This is a genomic window from Streptomyces sp. NPDC059695 (assembly GCF_042733785.1).
GTDB lineage: Bacteria > Actinomycetota > Actinomycetes > Streptomycetales > Streptomycetaceae > Streptomyces.
Map to the genome: position 1 here is coordinate 71,254 of NZ_JBHWFF010000020.1, position 16,337 is coordinate 87,590.

Consider the following 16,337-nt stretch of genomic DNA (forward strand, 5'->3'; position numbering starts at 1 on the left):
CCGGTGCGCTCAGCGGCTTCCGCCGCTCAGCGCACCGGGCGGTGTCAGCTGCAGCCGCTGGTCGAGCCGCAGCCCTCGCAGATGTAGCAGGAGCCGGCCCGCTGCATCTTCGTGCCGCAGGAGAAGCACAGCGGGGCGTCGGCGCTGATGCCGAGCTGCATCTCGACGAGCTCCGCGGAGGTGTGGGCCTGCTTCGGGGCCGGGACCTCGATCTTCGGGGCCGGGACCGCGACGGCCTTCAGCTCCGGGGTGCGGGGCGCGGACTGGGCCAGGGACTCGACGTCGACGTCCTCGGGCTGCTCGTACGAGCCGGTGTCGAGGTGGCGCTGACGCTCCTCGGCCGAGTGGATGCCGAGGGCGGAGCGGGTCTCGAAGGGCAGGAAGTCGAGCGCCAGGCGGCGGAAGATGTAGTCGACGATCGACTGCGCCATCCGCACGTCCGGGTCGTCCGTCATGCCGGCCGGCTCGAAGCGCATGTTGGTGAACTTCGAGACGTACGTCTCCAGCGGGACGCCGTACTGCAGACCGACGGAGACGGCGATGGAGAAGGCGTCCATCATGCCCGCGAGGGTCGAACCCTGCTTCGACATCTTCAGGAAGACCTCGCCGAGACCGTCGTCCGGGTAGGAGTTGGCGGTCATGTAGCCCTCGGCGCCGCCGACGGTGAAGGAGGTGGTGATCCCCGGGCGGCCCTTGGGCAGACGCTTGCGGACCGGACGGTACTCGACGACCTTCTCGACGGCCTCGCGGATCGTCGCCTCGGACTTCGCGGTGACCTCGGCCTTCTCGTCCTCCTTCTTCTTGGCGGAGAGCGGCTGGCCGACCTTGCAGTTGTCGCGGTAGATCGCGAGCGCCTTGACGCCCATCTTCCAGGCCTCGAAGTAGACCTCCTCGACGTCCTCGACCGTGGCCGTCTCCGGCAGGTTCACGGTCTTGGAGAGGGCGCCCGAGATCCACGGCTGGATGGCGGCCATCATGCGGACGTGGCCCATCGCGGAGATGGAGCGCTCGCCCATGGCGCAGTCGAAGACCTCGTAGTGCTCGGTCTTCAGACCGGGGGCGTCGATCACGTTGCCGTGCTCGGCGATGTGGGCGACGATCGCCTCGATCTGCTCCTCCTGGTAGCCCAGGCGGCGCAGGGCCTGCGGGACGGTGCCGTTGACGATCTGCATCGAGCCGCCACCGACGAGCTTCTTGAACTTGACCAGGGCGAGGTCGGGCTCGAGGCCGGTGGTGTCGCAGGACATCGCGAGACCGATGGTGCCGGTGGGGGCGATGACCGAGGCCTGGGCGTTGCGGAAGCCGTTCTTGGCGCCGAGGCGGATCACGTCCTGCCAGGCCTCCGTGGCGGCGGCCCAGATCGGCGAGTCCAGGTCGTCCACGCGGACGGCCTTGGTGTTCTCGTCGGCGTGCTGCTGCATGACGCGCTGGTGCGGCTCGGCGTTGAGGGCGTAGCCGTCGTACGCGCCGACGACCGCGGCGAGCTCGGCGGAGCGCTTGTACGAGGTGCCGGTCATCAGGGAGGTGATGGCACCGGCGAGGGCGCGGCCGCCGTCGGAGTCGTACGCGTGGCCGGTCGCCATCAGCAGGGCGCCGAGGTTGGCGTAGCCGATGCCGAGCTGGCGGAAGGCGCGGGTGTTCTCACCGATCTTCTGGGTGGGGAAGTCGGCGAAGCAGATGGAGATGTCCATCGCGGTGATGACGAGCTCGACGACCTTGGCGAAGCGCTCGACGTCGAAGGACTGGCTGCCCTTGCCGTCGTCCTTGAGGAACTTCATCAGGTTCAGCGAGGCGAGGTTGCAGGACGTGTTGTCCAGGTGCATGTACTCGCTGCACGGGTTCGAGCCGTTGATGCGGCCGGACTCGGGGCAGGTGTGCCAGTGGTTGATCGTGTCGTCGTACTGGATGCCCGGGTCGGCGCAGGCCCACGCGGCCTCGGCCATCTTGCGGAAGAGCGACTTGGCGTCGACCTCCTCGATGACCTCGCCGGTCATGCGCGAGGTGAGGCCGAACGTCCCGCCGGACTCGACGGCCTTCATGAACGTGTCGTTCACGCGGACGGAGTTGTTGGCGTTCTGGTACTGGACGGACGTGATGTCGTCGCCGCCCAGGTCCATGTCGAAGCCCGCGTCGCGCAGCGCGCGGATCTTCTCCTCCTCCTTGACCTTGGTCTCGATGAAGTCCTCGATGTCGGGGTGGTCGACGTCGAGGATGACCATCTTGGCCGCGCGACGGGTGGCGCCGCCCGACTTGATCGTTCCCGCGGAGGCGTCGGCGCCGCGCATGAAGGAGACCGGGCCGGAGGCGTTGCCGCCGGAGGAGAGCAGCTCCTTGGAGGAGCGGATGCGGGAGAGGTTCAGGCCGGCGCCGGAGCCGCCCTTGAAGATCATGCCCTCTTCCTTGTACCAGTCGAGGATGGACTCCATGGAGTCGTCGACGGACAGGATGAAGCAGGCGGAGACCTGCTGGGGCTGCGGGGTGCCGACGTTGAACCAGACCGGCGAGTTGAAGCTGAAGATCTGGTGCAGGAGGGCGTAGGCCAGCTCGTGCTCGAAGATCTCGGCGTCGGCGGGCGAGGCGAAGTAGCCGTAGTCCTCGCCGGCCTTCGTGTACGTCTTCACGATCCGGTCGATGAGCTGCTTGAGACCGGTCTCGCGCTGCGGGGTGCCGACGGCCCCGCGGAAGTACTTGCTGGTGACGATGTTGACCGCGTTCACCGACCAGAAGTCGGGGAACTCGACGCCACGCTGCTCGAAGTTGATCGAGCCGTCGCGCCAGTTGGTCATGACGACGTCACGGCGCTCCCACGCCACCTCGTCGTACGGATGCACGCCGGGGGTGGTGTGGATGCGCTCGATACGCAGGCCCTTGCTCGCCGACTTGGCTCCCTTGGTGCGGGAACCACGTGCCGGGCCGCTCGCCGTCTCTGTCATGCCGCCTCCCATATACGGGCAAAACACACTTTGGCGCCCAGATAGTCCCAGGGCACCGTCTTCTGTACGCACTTCTGTACTGCTGCCACGGGGACCACAGGGGTCACCCGGGGCACGTCTGCAGGGCCGCGCGGCGGCCGGTCGCCGGGCCTGCGTCGGCCCGGCCCGCCGATCAGTCGGCGGGGGTGGCGGGAACGGGGACCTCGGGGGTCACACCGGTCCCGCTGTTCTCAGCGGGAGGCCGCACGCGGAGTTCCACGATGGCGGCCTCGAAGTCTTCGAGGCTGTCGAAGGCCTTGTACACGGACGCGAAGCGCAGGTACGCGACGAGGTCGAGCTCCTGCAGGGGGCCGAGGATGGCCAGGCCCACGTCGTGGGTGGTCAGCTCGGCACTGCCGGTGGCGCGCACCGCCTCCTCGACCCGCTGGCCGAGCTTGGCGAGGGCGTCCTCGGTGACCGGTCGCCCCTGGCACGCCTTGCGCACGCCGGAGATGACCTTGTTACGGCTGAAGGGCTCGGTGACGCCGGAGCGCTTCACCACCATGAGCGAGCAGGTCTCCACCGTCGTGAAACGACGGGAGCAGTCGGGGCACTGGCGACGACGTCGGATCGACGTCCCGTCGTCGGTGGTGCGACTGTCGACGACGCGGCTGTCAGGGTGCCTGCAGAAGGGGCAGTGCATTGGTTCCGACCCTTCTCACGACACGTCTGACAAGCCTCACCGGCCCGTCAAGGCCCTGCGAAGCGACCACCAGCATAGGCGATGCGTGCACCCCCGGCAGACCGGGGACCACTACCCCTGGGCAGTCGATGCCATCCAACCACTAGATCTTGGGTTGTGGCCCAATCGAGGCCCTCCGCGTGTCGCGGCCCGGACGCTCCCTGGGATCCACGCGCTCGGGTGCGACACTGGGGCAGTGCACCGACCCCTCCCGACCCAGCGGCGAAGGCTACCGCAACGGCTGATTCGGGGCGGCGGAGTGAGCGCGCTCATACACCCCCGCACATACGCACGTAAGGCAATCTGCGAATTTTCACTCGAACGTGTGTTTGGCGCAACCTTTCGAAAGCCACTACCGTTGTGCCAGCCAGGGAGACCATTCGAGAGGGGCCGACGACGTGACCACCACCGCAGACAGTGCCACCATCACCGCCCAGGACCGCTCCCAGGGCCGACTCGAGCCGGTGCACGCCATGAATGACGCAAGCATGAACGGCGAGGAGCCCGGGCGACCCGCCCGCGCCCTCCCCGGGCGACCTCCAGGCATCCGCGCCGACAGCTCCGGACTCACCGACCGGCAGCGCAGGGTCATCGAAGTCATCCGCGACTCGGTCCAGCGGCGCGGCTACCCGCCGTCGATGCGCGAGATCGGGCAGGCGGTCGGCCTTTCCAGCACCTCCTCGGTGGCGCACCAGCTCATGGCGCTGGAGCGCAAGGGCTTCCTCCGGCGCGACCCGCACCGCCCCCGCGCCTACGAGGTCCGCGGCTCCGACCAGCCGAGCACCCAGCCGACCGACACCACCGGCAAGCCGGCCGCGTCGTACGTCCCGCTGGTCGGCCGCATCGCGGCCGGCGGTCCGATCCTCGCCGAGGAGTCCGTCGAGGACGTCTTCCCGCTCCCCCGCCAGCTGGTCGGCGACGGCGAGCTGTTCGTCCTGAAGGTCGTCGGCGACTCGATGATCGAGGCCGCCATCTGTGACGGCGACTGGGTCACCGTCCGCCGCCAGCCCGTCGCGGAGAACGGCGACATCGTCGCCGCGATGCTCGACGGCGAGGCCACCGTGAAGCGCTTCAAGCGGGAGGACGGCCACGTCTGGCTGCTCCCGCACAACGCGGCGTACCAGCCCATCCCCGGCGACGAGGCCACCATCCTCGGCAAGGTCGTGGCGGTACTGCGGCGGGTGTGACACACCCCGCCGGCTCTGACCGGGCCCCGGGACCCTCTGCGCCGGTCCCGGGGCCCTGCCGTGTCCTGACGGGCCGGGCTCTCCCGCCCGTCAGGACACGGTCCCCGCGCCCCAGGGGTGTCCTGTCGATCGCGCCGCGTGCACTGCCTGACCGACAGGACACCCGCTAGGCGTCGGCCGTCTTCGAAGCGGCGTCGATCGCCGCGAGCGACTTGCGCACCTGGTTGCGGTCGGTGGTGTACCAGAAGTCGGGCAGCGAGGCCTTCAGGTAGCTGCCGTACCGGGCGGTGGCCAGCCGGGGGTCGAGGACGGCCACGACGCCCCGGTCACCCGTGGCCCGCACCAGCCGGCCGGCGCCCTGGGCCATCAGTAGGGCCGCGTGGGTCGCCGCGACCGCCATGAAGCCGTTCCCCCCGGCCTCCTCCACGGCCTTCTGCCGCGCGCTCATCAGCGGGTCGTCCGGGCGCGGGAACGGGATCTTGTCCATGACGACCAGCTGGCAGCTGGGCCCAGGGACGTCCACGCCCTGCCAGAGCGAGAGCGTGCCGAAGAGGCAGGTCCTGGGATCGGCCGCGAAGTTCTTGATCAGCTCGCCGAGGGTGTCCTCGCCCTGGAGCAGGATCGGCAGCTCGGGGATCCGGGTGCGCAGCTCCTCCGCCGCCTGCTGCGCGGCCCTCATGGAGGAGAACAGCCCGAGGGTCCGCCCTCCGGCCGCCTGCATCAGTTCGGTGAGCTCGTCGAGCATGTCCCCCCGCTCCCCGTCGCGCGCCGGGCGCGAGAGGTGCTTGGCGACGTAGAGGATGCCCTGCTTCGGGTAGTCGAACGGGGAGCCGACGTCGATGCCCTTCCAGACGGGCAGGTCGTCCCCCCTGGTGCCCTCGGGGGCCAGCCCGAGGGAGGCCCCGACGCCGTTGAAGTCGCCGCCCAGCTTGAGCGTGGCCGAGGCGAGCACCACGGACCGCTCCGTGAACAGCTTCTCGCGGAGGAGGCCCGAGACGGACATCGGCGCGACCCTCAGCGAGGCCCCGAAACGGTCGTGGCGCTCGTACCAGACGACGTCGTACTCGGAACCGTGCGTGATCCGCTCCGCCACGCCGTGCACGGTCTCCACCGAGGCCATGGCCTGCTTGCGTACCGCGTCCTCGTCCTGCACGGCCCGGTCCCGGGTGTTGCCCAGGGCCGTGATCACCGCGCGGGCCGCGTCCCTTAGCGCCATCAGCGCGTACGCGAGGTCCTCCGGGATCTCCTCCAGGCGGCCCGGGAGCGCCAGCTCCATGACCCGCTCGAAGCCCTCCGCGGCGGTCTGCAGCTGGTCTGCCGTCTTCTCGTCCACGAGCTTCGCGGCGCGCCGCACGGCACGGTTGACCTGGCCCGGCGTGAGCTCGCCGGTGGCGACACCCGTGACCCGGGAGACCAGCTCATGGGCCTCGTCGACGATCAGCACCTCGTGCTGCGGGAGCACCGGGGCGCCCTCGATGGCGTCGATGGCGAGCAGGGCGTGGTTGGTGACGACGACGTCCGCGAGCTTTGCGCGCTCGCGCGCCGCCTCGGCGAAGCACTCCGGCCCGTACGCGCACTTGCTCGCGCCCAGGCACTCGCGGGAGGAGACGGAGACCTGGGCCCAGGCCTTGTCGGAGACGCCCGGCGTCAGGTCGTCCCGGTCGCCGGTCTCCGTCTCGTCCGACCAGTCCCGGAGCCGCAGCAGGTCCTGGCCGAGCTTGCTCGTGGGCGCCGCCGCCTCGAAGGGGTCGAAGAGGCCGTCCTCCTCGTCCTGCGGGACGCCTTCGTGCAGCCGGTGCAGGCAGAGGTAGTTCGACCGGCCCTTGAGCATGGCGAACTGCGGGCGGCGGCGCAGCTGCGGATGCAGCGCGTCGACCGTCCGGGGAAGATCGCGCTCGACGAGCTGGCGCTGCAGCGCCAGGGTGGCCGTGGCCACCACCACCCGCTCGCCCTGGGCCAGCGCCGGCACGAGGTAGCCGAGCGACTTGCCCGTGCCGGTGCCGGCCTGGACGAGGAGGTGGGAGTTGTCGTCGATGGCCTCGGCCACGGCCTCGGCCATGGTGACCTGGCCGGGCCGCTCCGTGCCGCCGACGGCGGAGACGGCGGCGTGCAGGAGGTCGGGGAGGGATGGCTTCGTCATAGCGCTTCCACCCTACGGGTCGGCACTGACAGCCGGGTCACGCGAGCGGGTTGGGGACCGTCCCGTGGACGGCCGCGTGCGGACGTTCGGGCCGGTCCCGGTAGCCGTCCAGGTGCAGACGGTTGCGGTTGAGACAGAGACGCGCGATGCGTGGGGTGAGGAGGTCGAAGAGCTCGAAGCGTTCCTTCAGCTCGGGGAAGCGGGCCTGGTGCCGCAGGATCTCCGCCCGGACGAGCCCCCAGAAGGCCTCCTCCGGCACGCCGAGTTGTTCCTCGCAGAGCGGTGCCAGGTAGCGGAAGACGCCGACGAAGAGCCCCGAGTGGATGAACTGGATCAGGAATCCGGGCTCTTCTGTCAACAGAACGTCACGGACGTCATCCGGAAGGGTGGCGTGTTCGGGTAGCGGCTGGGCACTGATGTTCACATCGTCGACGAAGTCCTTGATCGCCAGCCGGACCGGGACGTCGTCGCCGTCGTACACGACGATGGCGTTCTCTCCGTGGGGCGAGAAGACGGTGCCGTACCGGTAGAGGAAGTGCAGCAGCGGGGGGAGCAGAGCGGTGAACAGGCGCTGGAGCCAGACGGTGGGGGCGAGCCCCGAGCGCTCGACCAGTTCGGCGACGAAGGCCCGCCCGTCCGGGTCGGTGTGGAGGAGCGAGGCGAGGGTGCGGGCCCGCTCGCCCGGGGGCAGTCGCAGCGGTTCGCGCCAGATCGCGCCGAGGAGTTCCTTGTACTGGTACGGGACTTCGGGCAGCCGGTCGTACAGCGGATGCTCGACCGTGACGGAGGCGACCTCGCCGAGGAGGATCACCCCGCACTCGTCCCGAAGGAAGGAATCGGCGTCGCGCAGGCCCTGGACCCAGGCGGTCACGGCCGGCGCGGCGAGGGTCCGCTCCGTGGGCAGTCCGCGCCAGACCAGGGTGTTGAGCACGGACAGCGGCAGTTTGACGGTGTGCCGGTCGGGGCGGCTGGTGTTGAGGAAGGTGCGCACGGACTGCTGCGGCAGACGGAGGTCGCCGTCCGCGGGGAGGGGGACGACGGTCCCGGCGGCGATGGCCGGGGCGTAGAGCGGCAGGAGGACCTCGTCCCACTGCCAGGGGTGGACGGGCAGCAGGAGGTAGTCGTCGGGTTCGTGGCCGCGGGCGGTCAGAGCGGCACGGAAGGAGGAGTGCGCCTCGGGGTCGAGTTCGCGGGCGTACAGCAGGCCGGGGGTGTCGAGGCCGGGCACGCCCCGGTAGGCGGCGAGCCGGTTGCTGACGGCGATCCAGGGCAGCCGGGTCGCGCGGCGGGCCTCGGGGGCCCAGCGGGCGGCGTCGGTCGCGGAGAAGCCGATGCGGCCCTTGTTGAGGACGAGCCACGGGTGGCCGGTCTGGTGGCCTTCGAGTTCCGCGTAGGAGAGCTCGGCGAGGCGGGCGGCACCGAGAGCGGTGTGGTCGAGGCGGGTGTCGGCGGCGAGGGTGGCGGACATCTCGCGGATGAGGTGGCCCAGGGTGGCGCCGTCGAGCCGGAGGAGGTGGCGGGCGCGGACCAGGAAGTCGAGGGGGTCGGAGAAGGGGCGGCCCTCATGGGTGACCGAGCCGGCGGTGACGTGCCAGCTGCCGTAGGCGCCCCGGCGGGCACGGAAGCTGAGCGTGGTGCCGTCGTCGAGCCGCAGGGCGTGACGGTCGGGCTCGCCGCCGGGCGCGGGGACGGGTTCGACGATCTCCTCGTAGGCGAACTCGGAGAGGGCCTTGGCGAGGAGCCGGGCGGACGCCCGGGTCCAGGCCGCGGCGTTCAGCTCGGGCGGGGCGAGCAGCTCGGGGGGCGCCGAGGGCCCTGGGAAGGCTGACGGCACGGGGGGTGCGGGCGGCCCGGGGGGTGCGGCGGGGACGGTGCCGGGGGTCGGAGCGGGGAGGCTGGGTGGTGCGGAGTCGTGAGGTGCAGGGGACGTCGACACGAGGACTCCTCGGGGTGGGAACCGCTGTGGGGCGAGCGGGTGCAGGCAAGACAGAGGTGTTCACAGAACGTGACGGAGGGCCCGGTCACGGATCATGAGCGCGGCTTTTTTGTCGGAGAGGTCGACTTCCGCCGCGTAGCGGAAGCCGCCGCTGAGGAACGCGGAGACGGAGGGGGTGTTGCGGATGTCGGGTTCGGCGAGGACGCGGGTGCAGCGGGGACGGTGGTCGAGGACGAGATCGGCGACGGCGCGCAGAAGCGTGGTGCCGACGCCCCGGCCCCGGTCGCCGACGCCTCCGATCAGCAGGTGGACGCCCGTGTCGTGCGGCAGTGCCGGGTAGTACCGGGCGAGCGGGTCGAGATCGGCGCGGTAGATCTCGAAGTAGCTCATGGGCGTGCCGTCGAGGACGCCGAGGCAGGGGACGCTCCGGCCGTCGCCTTCGAGCTGGGCGCGGACGTGCTCGGCGGTGACGGTGTCCGGTCCCGCGAGCTCCCAGAAGGCGGCGACCGCGGGGTCGTTCATCCATCCGGTGATCAGCGGCAGGTCCCGTTCGAGTCGTACGGGTACGAGGCGGAAGGAGCCGACGGTGGTGTCGGCGGGGCTCCAGGCGGCGACGGAGTCCAGCAGGTCGCCGTCGAGGAGGGCGACGAGGTCGTCGACCCTCAGGTCCAGGGTGTCGTCCCCGGGCGGGTCGGCCGGTGGGCGGGTGGGTGACACGGTCGCTCTCCTCTCGGCGGTGTGGTCGGGTGCGGGGCTCCGGCGGGTTCAGGTACGGAGGGGGTTGGTGACGGTGACGTAGACGGACTGGGTGTCGACGGGTCCGACGAGCTCGTCCAGGCCGTGCAGGCGGGTGAGGAGATTGGCCTTGCTGCGCAGGGTCGACGCTTCGAGGAGCCGGTGCGGGAGGGGCGAGCCCAGGCTGGTGGCGGAGGTGAGGAAGCTGCGGAAGGCGGCGAGCAGGACGCGCTCGTCGGCGAGGTGCTGGGCACCGAAGGCGCCGATCAGGCCGAGGACGTTGTTGATGCCGAGGTAGTAGGCGAAGCGCTCGTCGGTGACCTGGTCGGAGACGAAGGTGTCGCTGTCGTCTCCGATGCCGGGGAGGCGGCTCTCCAGTTCGCCGCGGTGGGACTCGCGGAAGTAGTAGCCCTGGTTGTCGCGGTAGCGGCCGCCGACGGGCCAGCCGTCCGGGTCCAGGAGCACCAGGGTGTTCTGCTGGTGGGCCTCCAGGGCGATGCCGGCGTGGCCGTCGAGCCAGAGGACCGGGCGGACGACCTGGTCGAGGTAGCGGAGGAACCATTCGGCGGATACGGCGGTCACGGGGCGGCCGGTGCGGGCGGAGAGCCGTCCGACGACGTCGGCGAGCCGGGAGCGCATGGCGGTGGCACCGGGCCAGGGGCGGGGCGCCGTGAGGGAGGCGATGCAGACGGCGTCGTCGCCGGGGCCGAAGGGGTTGTGGCGGACCATGACGTCGAGGCCGGGGACGGGGGTGCCGTCCGGGGCGTCGACGGCGAGCCAGGCGGGGTCGCGGACGATGTCGAACCCGGGGTGGGAGGCCTGCCACTCGTCGACGAGGCCGGTGCGGAGCAGCCGGTGGACCTCGACACCGCGGTGGAGTTCCTTGCGGAGGTTCTCGCGGCGGGAGTTGGTGATGCGCAGGCCGAGGGAGAGCTTGAGCATCGCCCGTGCGCCGGGGCGGTGCACGGTACGGACGGAGGAGGTGGGGTGCCAGGGACTGCCGTGGAGGCCCAGGTCGTGGAGGAGGCCCGCGTCCAGGAGGGCCCGGACGTCGGGGCGGTGCAGGAGCTCGCGGGCCTGCCAGGGGTGCACGGGCAGCGGTGCCGTGCCGGTGGGGAGGGTGAGTCCTTCGGCGAGGCCGGAGGCGAGTTGTTCGGCGGTGACGGGCCGGCCCTGTTCGGTCCAGGCGGAGTCGGTGGCGAGGAGGGTGTGGTCGACGGCGATCCAGTGGAGGGGGAAGGCGCCGTGCAGTTCGGGTGAGTAGAGCCGGCTCTCGGCCTCGGAGAGTCCTTCGCGGCTCTTGGGGGTGGGGTGGAGGGGGTGTCCGAGCAGCAGGGACTGCTCGGCGGCGAGGAAGAGGTCGGCGTCCGGGTGCGGCTCGGGACGGCGGCGGCGCTCGGTGAGGAAGTCGGCGGTGCGGCGGGCGGAGTCGGCGACGCGGCCGACCAGGTCGGTGCCCTCGGAGCGGCCGCTCTCCCGGCTGAGCAGGGCGGCCACCGTGACGGCGTCGGCGGCCGGCGCCGAGGCCGGGAGCCCTTCGAGGACGGGGGCGCCGAAGCGGTGCCAGCCGGTGGGGGACCAGTAGCGGACGGGAACGAGGAGGGCGGTGCCGCTGGCGTCGAGGGGAATGCGCAGGGTGGTGGATCCGGGGTCCGGGAGGTTCTTCTCCCGGACCCAGCAGCGGAGGAGGTTCTCGACGGCGGCGGCGTCGGCGGCGCGCTGCGGGTCGGGGTCGTCCAGCGGGTCGGGCGTTCCGGCCGGGCGCTGGGGCCGGGGCTCGTGCGGCCGGGCGTGCTGGTGCGGGACGGTCGGCTCCACGGGGCCGCACGGATCCGCTCCGGGCTCCACGGGGCCGAACGGATCCGCTCCGGGCTCCTCGACGCCGAACGGTGCCTGCCCGAAGGCATCGGCGCCGAGCGGCGCCGTACCGAGCGCCCCGGACCTGAGCGTTCCCGGGAGGGCCGCCTGGGTGTTCCGCCGCTCGGCGTGGAGGGCCTTCGGGCGGAGCGTCTCGCCGTGCAGGGACTCCGGGTGGTGGGGGGTCAGGGTGTGGGGGTGTCCGGGGTGGGGGGGTTCGGTCGTGGGGGTCGGAGTGGTGGGGGTGGCGTTCACGGGGGCTTCCTTGGGGGTGGGGGCCGGGGCGGTCCGGGGTCAGAGGGACGGTCCGGAGGCGTTCCGGGGGGCCATGGCCCGGTGGGAGGCGGACAGGTGGGGGGTGTGGGCCCGTTCGGCCGCGGCCAGGGCGTCGGCGAAGCGGTCCAGCACGGCGGATGCCTGCTCGTCGGTGAGGGTGAGCGGGGGCAGGAGCCGGACCACGGCGGAGTGCCGGCCGCCGAGTTCGACGATGAGTCCGCGGGCCAGGCACTCCTGCTGCACGGCGAGGGCCAGGGCGGGGGCGGGGGGCGGGACGGGGTCGTCCGGTCCGGCCGCTTCGGGGTCGACGAGTTCGACGCCGAGCATCAGGCCCCGGCCGCGGACGTCGCCGACGCAGGGGTGGGCGGCGGCGAGGTCCTGGAGCCGGCCGAGGATGCGGGCGCCGAGGGTGCCGGCCCGCTCGGCGAGCCTGTTCTCGCGGACGTACGCGAGGGTGGCCGTTCCCGCGGCCATGGCGAGCTGGTTGCCGCGGAAGGTGCCGGCGTGGGCGCCGGGTTCCCAGGCGTCGAGCTCCGACCTGTAGACGATGACCGCGAGCGGGAGGGAACCGCCGATGGCCTTGGAGAGGACCATCACGTCGGGGACGACGCCGCTGTGCTCGACGGCCCAGAAGGCGCCGGTGCGGCCGACGCCGGTCTGGACCTCGTCGACGATCAGGGGGACGGAGCGCTCGGCGGTGATGCGGCGCATCCGGCGCATCCACGCGTCGGGCGCGGGGATGACCCCGCCCTCGCCCTGGACGGCCTCGACGATCATCCCGGCGGGGGTGGTGACCCCGCTCTTGGGGTCGTCGAGGAGGTTCTCGGTCCAGCGGGCCGCCAGTTCGGCGCCGCGCTCGCCGCCGACGCCGAAGGGGCAGCGGTACTGCTGGGGGTAGGGCAGCCGGGTCACACGGACGTCCGTCGCGCCGCCGGAGGCGTCGAGGGCTCCGGCCGTCATGCCGTGGTAGGCGCCGGTGAAGGCGAGGAGCCCGCTCCGGCCGGTGGCCGTCCGGACGAGTTTGAGGGCCGCCTCGACCGCGTCCGTGCCCGCCGGTCCGCAGAACTGGATGCGGGCGTCGTCCGCGAGCGCGCCGGGGAGGGTGGCGAACAGCTCGGTGGTGAAGGCGTCCTTGAGGGGGGTGGCGAGGTCGAGGACGTGGAGGGGTGCCCCCGAGTCGAGGACCTTCCTGATGGCTTCCAGGACCACGGGATGGTTGTGGCCGAGGGCGAGGGACCCCGCACCGGACAGACAGTCCAGGTAGCGGCGGCCGTCGGCGCCCTCGATGGTCAGCCCCCGGGCCCGCACGGGGACGATCGGCAGCGAGCGGGCATAGGTGCGTGCGGCGGACTCGCGCTGGGCCTGGCGGCGCAGGATCCCCTCGTGGTCGCCGCTCTTCCGGCCCCGCAGGTGCTGTTCGTCCTGCCGGTCCCTCGGGTCCGTCCCGCCCCCCTGGTCGCGCTGATCCGTCGGCCGGGTCTGCGTGCGCGCGGCCGGTGGGACGGCCGGAGCTGGTTCGGTCACGGCCACGGCTCGGTGTCCTCCCGCTGTAACAGTTGCGTTGCACATCGGGGCGTCGTGGAGCCGCCTCAAGGGCCGTCCAGATCGCCGCCGTTGTGTCCCCCGTACGTACCAACGACGGGAACTGCCGGGGATCACGGGCCGGGAGGCAGGAAGTTGGCGTGTCCCGGATCACGGCACGGCAACGGCTGATCGATGCCCGGAACCGTGGACGGGGCGCGTACCGTCCCCTCCGGCACCGGCATAGTGGGGGCCGTCGGTCGTGTCCGCGAGGGCCCGGCCGCTGTTCGTCCCGGCAAGAAGATGCACAAGAAGATGCACAAGTAGACGTAGTCCCAGGGGGATCACGAGATGCGATCGATTCGTCCGCTGCTGATGGCGGCTTCCGCCGTCGCGGCGCTGACGCTCACCGTCACTGCCTGCGGTCCGAGCGAGGAGAACGCGGGAGGGGACAAGCCCGTCGCGCCCGTCAGCCTGGACCCGGACAAGATCAAGATTCCGGAGGACCTGAAGGAGCGCCTGAAGGAACACGGGATCGACCTCGACAAGTGGCGGAACGGCGAGTGGAAGAACTGGGACCGCGACAAGTGGCTTCGTGAGGCCAAGGACTTCGTCAACCCGATCATCGAGGACCTCTGGGACCCGGACCGGATGCGCGAGGCCGAGCGGCCCGACAAGCCGGTCGAGGAGGAGGACATCTCGGGTGACAAGGGTGTCACCGACCCGACGCCGGAGCCGGTGAAGGCGAAGGCCGTCGCGGCGAAGTACCACGACAGCGTGCCCGAGTCCGGCAAGGTCTTCTTCGACAGCCCCGAGGGCTCGATGGTCTGCTCGGCCACCGTCGTGCAGGACCCGGCGCACCCGGGCAAGTCGAACCTGGTCTGGACGGCCGGGCACTGCGTCCACAAGGGCAAGCAGGGCGGCTGGTACCGCAACATCGCCTTCGTCCCCTCGTACAACGACGCCGCGATGGAGACCGCCCAGCTGGAGAAGGCGACGCGGGAGCAGATCGCCCCGTACGGCGTGTGGTGGGCGGACTGGGTCAAGACCTCCGACCAGTGGATCTCCGAGGGCGCGTCCACCGGTGGTGCCGGCGCTCCTTACGACTTCGCGGTCATCAAGGTGACCCCGGAGAAGGGCTCTTCGGGCAAGTCGCTGGAGGAGACGGTCGGTTCGGCGCTCCCGGTGGACTTCAACGCCCCCGCCGTGCCGAAGATCGCGGGCATGACGGCGACCGGTTACCCGGCGGCGCCGCCGTTCGACGGCCAGAAGGCGTTCCAGTGCCAGGACAAGCCGGGCCGGCTGTCCCTGAAGGCCGAGCAGCCGACGATGTACCGGATCGGCTGCACGATGACCGGCGGTTCGTCCGGTGGCGGCTGGGTCGCCAAGGGCGCCGACGGCAAGCCGGCGCTGGTGTCGAACACCTCGATCGGCCCGTCGACGGCCGGCTGGCTCGCGGGCCCGCGCTTCGGCCCCGAGGCCAAGGCCATCTACGACGAGGTCAGCGCGAAGTACGCCGGCCAGTAGGCACGGCACCGCCGGGCGCGGAGCAGGCCGGCCCACAGGCACGGCACCGCCCAGCTCGATCTACGCCGGCCCCCTAGGGGAACGGCACCGCTCAGCGCGACATACGCCGGCCCCCAGGGCGCGGCACCGCTCAACGCGCAGTACGCCGGCCCCTGGGCGCGGCACCGAACGGAGGCGGGACCATCGGGTCCTGCCTCCCCCCGCGCCCGGCACGACCGGCATACTGTGCACCGCTCATGACACGTCCATGGCAACACCAACGGGGAATACATCCATGCGTTCCGTACGACTCATACCCGCCGCCCTCGGCCTGGTCACCGCGCTCGCGCTGACCACCACGGCCTGCGGCCCCACCGAGACCCCTGCGGGCGACGCCAAGCCGTCCGCCGGAGCGAGCAGCTCCTCGGACACCGGCGGCGACGCCGGCGCCGACCTCACCAAGGACCTCGCCGACAAGCTCAAGAAGCACGGCGTCGACCTGGACAAGTGGAAGAACGGCGAGTGGAAGAACTGGGACCAGGACACCTGGCTCCGTGAGGCCCAGGACTTCGTCAACCCCGTGATCGAGGGCCTCTGGGACCCCGCCCGCATGCAGTCGGCGAAGAGCCCGGACCAGACGATCACCGCGCAGGCCGGCGCCGGCGGCACCGACCCGACGCCCCGTCCCGTCAAGGCGCAGCGCGAGAAGACGCCGTACCACAACTACGCAGCCCCGGTCGGCAAGATCTTCTTCGACTCGCCCCAGGGCTCCATGGTCTGCTCCGGCACGATCGTGAAGGACCCGCGGCGTCCCGGCAAGTCGAACCTGGTCTGGACGGCCGGCCACTGCGTCCACGCCGGCAAGAAGGGCGGCTGGTACCGCAACATCACCTTCGTCCCGGCCTTCAACGACCTGGGCAAGTCCCCCGCCGCGCTGCAGAACGCGCAGCCGCACGAGGTGTACCCGTACGGCCAGTTCTGGGCCGACTGGGCCGTGACCTCGGGCGAGTGGATCAACCAGGGCGGCACCAACCAGGCCTGGCCGTACGACTACGCCGTGCTGCACGTGCAGCCGGAGCGCGGCGGGAAGTCCCTGGAGGAGACCGTCGGCGCGGCCCTGCCGGTCGACTTCTCCGCGCCGACGGCCGCCCAGTCCGGGACGATGGGCGCCTGGGGCTACCCGGCGGCGCCGCCGTACAACGGCATGATCATGCACAAGTGCCTCGACCGGCCGACGCGGCTCACCACGGCCGCGGCCACGCCGACGATGTACCGGATCGGCTGCACGATGACCGGCGGTTCCTCGGGCGGCGGCTGGTTCCGCGTGCTCCCGAACGGCAAGACGGCGCTGGTGTCGAACACGTCGATCGGCCCGGCCGGCGGCAACGGCTGGCTCGCCGGACCGCAGCTGGGGCGCGGCGGCAAGGCCGTGCACGAGATGGTCAGCAAGAAGTTCGCGCGCTGACCCGGAGCGCACGGAGCACCACACCGAAGGGCGCTGCCCCCTCCCCGACGGGGAGGGGGC

The 16,337-nt window shown here is 71.6% G+C and carries 10 protein-coding genes; 3 read left to right on the forward strand and 7 right to left on the reverse strand.

Annotated elements, in window-relative coordinates:
* Window positions 1-44 precede the first annotated feature (44 nt).
* Complete coding sequence (locus ACFV2S_RS24335) at window positions 45-2,933, reverse strand: vitamin B12-dependent ribonucleotide reductase (protein ID WP_383801246.1); 2,889 nt, start codon at window positions 2,931-2,933, stop codon at window positions 45-47.
* A 172-nt stretch (window positions 2,934-3,105) separates the two neighbouring features.
* A complete protein-coding gene (gene nrdR / locus ACFV2S_RS24340) occupies window positions 3,106-3,615 on the reverse strand; it encodes a transcriptional regulator NrdR (RefSeq protein WP_385562825.1) in 510 nt (169 codons plus the stop codon).
* 437 nt (window positions 3,616-4,052) lie between these two features.
* On the opposite strand from nrdR, the gene lexA reads away from it, so the two are divergent.
* On the forward strand, window positions 4,053-4,841 hold the full coding sequence (lexA, locus tag ACFV2S_RS24345) for a transcriptional repressor LexA (RefSeq protein WP_015036661.1): 789 nt from the start codon (window positions 4,053-4,055) through the stop codon (window positions 4,839-4,841).
* Window positions 4,842-5,007: 166 nt separating this feature from the next.
* On the opposite strand, the gene ACFV2S_RS24350 is transcribed toward lexA, so the two are convergent.
* The 5 genes from ACFV2S_RS24350 to ACFV2S_RS24370 all read right to left on the reverse strand — a co-directional run bounded on the left by ACFV2S_RS24350 (window position 5,008) and on the right by ACFV2S_RS24370 (window position 13,315).
* Window positions 5,008-6,981, reverse strand: a complete 1,974-nt coding sequence (locus ACFV2S_RS24350) for an ATP-dependent DNA helicase (RefSeq protein WP_385562828.1) — start codon at window positions 6,979-6,981, stop codon at window positions 5,008-5,010.
* Window positions 6,982-7,018: 37 nt separating this feature from the next.
* Window positions 7,019-8,815, reverse strand: a complete 1,797-nt coding sequence (locus tag ACFV2S_RS24355; protein ID WP_385562831.1) for an IucA/IucC family protein — start codon at window positions 8,813-8,815, stop codon at window positions 7,019-7,021.
* Between the two features lie 162 nt (window positions 8,816-8,977).
* Complete coding sequence (locus ACFV2S_RS24360; protein ID WP_385562834.1) at window positions 8,978-9,634, reverse strand: GNAT family N-acetyltransferase; 657 nt, start codon at window positions 9,632-9,634, stop codon at window positions 8,978-8,980.
* A 48-nt stretch (window positions 9,635-9,682) separates the two neighbouring features.
* Window positions 9,683-11,500 (reverse strand): IucA/IucC family protein, encoded by a 1,818-nt coding sequence (locus ACFV2S_RS24365; protein ID WP_385563021.1) that lies wholly within the window; start codon window positions 11,498-11,500, stop codon window positions 9,683-9,685.
* A gap of 303 nt (window positions 11,501-11,803) precedes the next feature.
* Entirely contained in the window at window positions 11,804-13,315 is a 1,512-nt protein-coding gene (locus tag ACFV2S_RS24370; protein WP_385562837.1) for a diaminobutyrate--2-oxoglutarate transaminase family protein, read from the reverse strand.
* A 342-nt stretch (window positions 13,316-13,657) separates the two neighbouring features.
* Here ACFV2S_RS24370 and ACFV2S_RS24375 point away from each other — a divergent pair, with 342 nt between their 5' ends.
* Together ACFV2S_RS24375 and ACFV2S_RS24380 are read left to right on the forward strand one after the other, a co-directional pair.
* On the forward strand, window positions 13,658-14,833 hold the full coding sequence (locus ACFV2S_RS24375) for a trypsin-like serine peptidase (RefSeq protein WP_385562840.1): 1,176 nt from the start codon (window positions 13,658-13,660) through the stop codon (window positions 14,831-14,833).
* A 274-nt stretch (window positions 14,834-15,107) separates the two neighbouring features.
* On the forward strand, window positions 15,108-16,277 hold the full coding sequence (locus tag ACFV2S_RS24380) for a trypsin-like serine peptidase (RefSeq protein WP_385562843.1): 1,170 nt from the start codon (window positions 15,108-15,110) through the stop codon (window positions 16,275-16,277).
* The last annotated feature ends 60 nt before the right edge of the window (window positions 16,278-16,337 follow it).

Coding starts and splice junctions, on each gene's coding strand:
- ACFV2S_RS24380 (WP_385562843.1), top strand. CDS start 15,108: ATGCGTTCCGTACGACTCATACCCGCCGCCCTCGGCCTGGTCACCGCG.
- nrdR (WP_385562825.1), bottom strand. CDS start 3,615: ATGCACTGCCCCTTCTGCAGGCACCCTGACAGCCGCGTCGTCGACAGT.
- ACFV2S_RS24335 (WP_383801246.1), bottom strand. CDS start 2,933: ATGACAGAGACGGCGAGCGGCCCGGCACGTGGTTCCCGCACCAAGGGA.
- ACFV2S_RS24350 (WP_385562828.1), bottom strand. CDS start 6,981: ATGACGAAGCCATCCCTCCCCGACCTCCTGCACGCCGCCGTCTCCGCC.
- ACFV2S_RS24375 (WP_385562840.1), top strand. CDS start 13,658: ATGCGATCGATTCGTCCGCTGCTGATGGCGGCTTCCGCCGTCGCGGCG.